The sequence below is a fragment of the Chamaesiphon polymorphus CCALA 037 genome (assembly GCF_003003845.1).
GTDB classification, from domain to species: Bacteria; Cyanobacteriota; Cyanobacteriia; order Cyanobacteriales; family Chamaesiphonaceae; genus Chamaesiphon; species Chamaesiphon polymorphus.
Window position 1 is genome coordinate 1 of record NZ_PVWO01000645.1, and the last position, 2,736, is coordinate 2,736.

At 49.8% G+C, this 2,736-nt stretch carries 3 protein-coding genes and 1 pseudogene; all 4 read right to left on the bottom strand.

Translation table 11 applies throughout. The features are described 5' to 3' along the window. Positions 1-98 precede the first annotated feature (98 nt). Positions 99-350: a YlxR family protein gene (locus C7B77_RS27680; RefSeq protein ID WP_106312640.1), complete on the bottom strand. Its 252-nt coding sequence runs from the start codon at positions 348-350 to the stop codon at positions 99-101. A 49-nt stretch (positions 351-399) separates the two neighbouring features. Next, complete coding sequence (locus tag C7B77_RS27685; protein WP_106312643.1) at positions 400-828, bottom strand: GNAT family N-acetyltransferase; 429 nt, start codon at positions 826-828, stop codon at positions 400-402. Between the two features lie 5 nt (positions 829-833). Continuing rightward, positions 834-2,168, bottom strand: coding sequence for an MBL fold metallo-hydrolase (locus tag C7B77_RS27690; RefSeq protein WP_106312646.1), 1,335 nt, complete (start codon positions 2,166-2,168; stop codon positions 834-836). Positions 2,169-2,267: 99 nt separating this feature from the next. Beyond that, positions 2,268-2,736: pseudogene (nusA, locus tag C7B77_RS27695) on the bottom strand (transcription termination/antitermination protein NusA); the annotation flags it as partial.

The window sequence follows — 2,736 nt, forward strand, 5'->3', positions numbered from 1 at the left end:
GCGACGGTCTTTTTGACCCAGGCTCCATCGATCTACCACCTTCTCTAACATACAAGGCGGACTTTGCATCACTAGCAACGATTTCAATCGTAGGCTATTTAGATCGATTCTAATTGTTGGTAAATCTCCTCACTAATTTTTGCCTTGAGCGATCGACCGATGCGGTTTTTTTTCTGAGCTATTTGCAAACAACTAGCCGTCGGACATAAATAAGCCGAGCGTCCCTGAATGACTGCATTGCCTAGATCGATCTTAATGAGATTGGAGGGGTGAGCTTTTACCACTCGCCAAAACTCCTTTTTATGAGCGACTTTCCGACAACATACACACCGCCGCCAATCTTTTAGCACTTTCCCTCGTTACGCAAATTCAATATTTAGTAAAACATCACCAATGCTGTCATAAGTGCAGCGCAAAGTGATGGCTAGAAATTTCCATCCGGTGACGCAGATAAAAGCGATGGGCGGCAAATCTTTGGACGCCCGAATCTAGAGTCAATTGCTGACAACTTTCGGCACGAGCGTATTCTATCAGCCAATTAAATAAGTCCGAGCCGTAACCTTGCGATCGATTATCGGAGCTACTCACCAGATCGTCTACATACAAAAACTTATACCAAGCGAGAGATTCAGATATTCTAAATCCAGCCACCGCGCGCACAATTTCATTAACTTGCAGGTAAGCAAGCTGATAATTAAATAATTGTTGCTGGCGGTGAACTCGATCGATAAAATCTGGCAATTCTAAATGAGAACGTAACTCTTTCATCACTGGAAAACAGTTGTTAATTTCTGAAATCGAGTTGGCGATCGCAATGTTACTACTCATGGAAATTATCGGAATGCCATATTTTGAGAATGGGCAAGTAAGTCAGTATAATCATCCTTAACGAATAGATATTCCAGCGCGTAAAAGGAGAGTAAATTGGGATTTTCTCGACCGCAGCGGACTTTGAGTCGTCCAGCCATGACGAGCATTTCCATATCGATCCGTCTGGCAAACAGGTCGCGAGCATCCTGGGCACTCATTTCCATCACCAGTGTCTGTGGCTTCACTTGCGTTGCGGGAATCAGATCGATACCTTGTGGCGTCCACAGTCGCATCCGCAGATAGACGTCTAAATCTTTGAGATAAAAGGTGTAGGACGTGCTGAGGAAGATTAACACGCCGTAGATATACGTCAAGCCCTGATTAGTCAGGGCAAACAGTTGGCGACGACGAGAGCTAACGAATTCCCGCGCAGATGCCAAGACATCCGCTTGAGTGACACCAGCTCGATCGGTTGGTACTACTAATGGCTCTGGCAAAGTGGGCGGCGCGCTGGGTGGCGGGGCGAGCTTGAAGCCCAAAGACCGACTCCAGGTGCTGCCAGGGGTCATTACCACCACCTCTGACTTAAATTCAGGGTGCTGCTGTGCGTGGGTCGCGATCGCCTCGGCAAAGGCTGCTGGCGTACCGGGGTGAATGCGATCGTTGAGCCATTGCAGGCTCTGCGGCGACCAAAATTGGTCGCAAGATGCGGGGACGATTGTCTGCGCGCCAATTGATGTCGCCCATTGGGCTGTTTCGTCCCAATTCGGCTGCCACTGCTTTAACTCGTTGATACCGATGACGCCTGTAATATCCCAGCCAGTGTAAGGCAAGAATGCCAGATCGATCGGGGTTTGCTTCAGGCGTTTGCTGTGCGGCCAGTAGATCGAGTCAGCCGCGTGGAAGATGGTGCTGGTGCCGTCGCCAATCAGAAATCCACACTCTTCAGGGATGCCGCAGGACGGCACATTGGTAATATTTAGCCCTCCCACCTCGGTAGATTGCCAATCCGGCAGGCTGATAATGTTGGTGAATCCTAAGTTCCGCAGCTTTTCAGCTAACCTTCGCGCTGGACTGGGTGGGATGACCACCGTTGCCTGCCGATTGAGGTGCTGCAAGGTGCGCGGATCGAAATGGTCGTAATGGGTATGAGTGATGCAGATCGTGTCGATTTTTGGCAAGCTGTCGAGGGTTTTCCCTGGCTCCTGAGCGTGAACCACGATCTCATAGAGACAAGGATCCACGAGCCAAGGATCTGTAATCAGGTTGTGATGGGGTGTCTCGACCAGCAGGCAAGCGTGCCCCAGCCAAGTTACTTGCATGGATGTCGATGCTACTTCAGATCGGGTCAAAACCATATGCTAACGGGAGTTTACATAGTTTTAAGAGCGATTTAGCAGGCAGCAATGGCGAGTAGTATCTACAATTGCTGCTTGAAATTCTACTATGTAACTAGTTTAATAGTTTTCTTCCGTGTAGCCAGCATCTTGATAATCGGGTTGATAGCGCGATCGATCTTCTAAGTCTGCTTGACGTTGCGATTCAACCTCGGCCATCGCCGCCACGGAATCGTACTTATTGACATCTTTGATGTCAATTTTCCAACCAGTCAATCGCGCTGCCAGTCGGACATTTTGGCCTTCTTTACCGATCGCGAGGCTCAATTGATCTTCGGGTACCAAGACATGCGCCTGACGACCTTCGGGATCGACCAATCGCACCTCATCGATGCGTGCGGGACTCAAGGCATTAGAAATATAGGTCGAAGGATCGGGCGACCAGCGAATCACATCGATTTTCTCGCCTTGCAGTTCGTTGACGACTACTTGAATGCGCGAACCGCGCGCGCCGATACAAGCGCCTACCGGGTCTACGTCGCCCTCCAAGGTATCGACAGCGATCTTGGTACGGGGGCCGACATGGCGG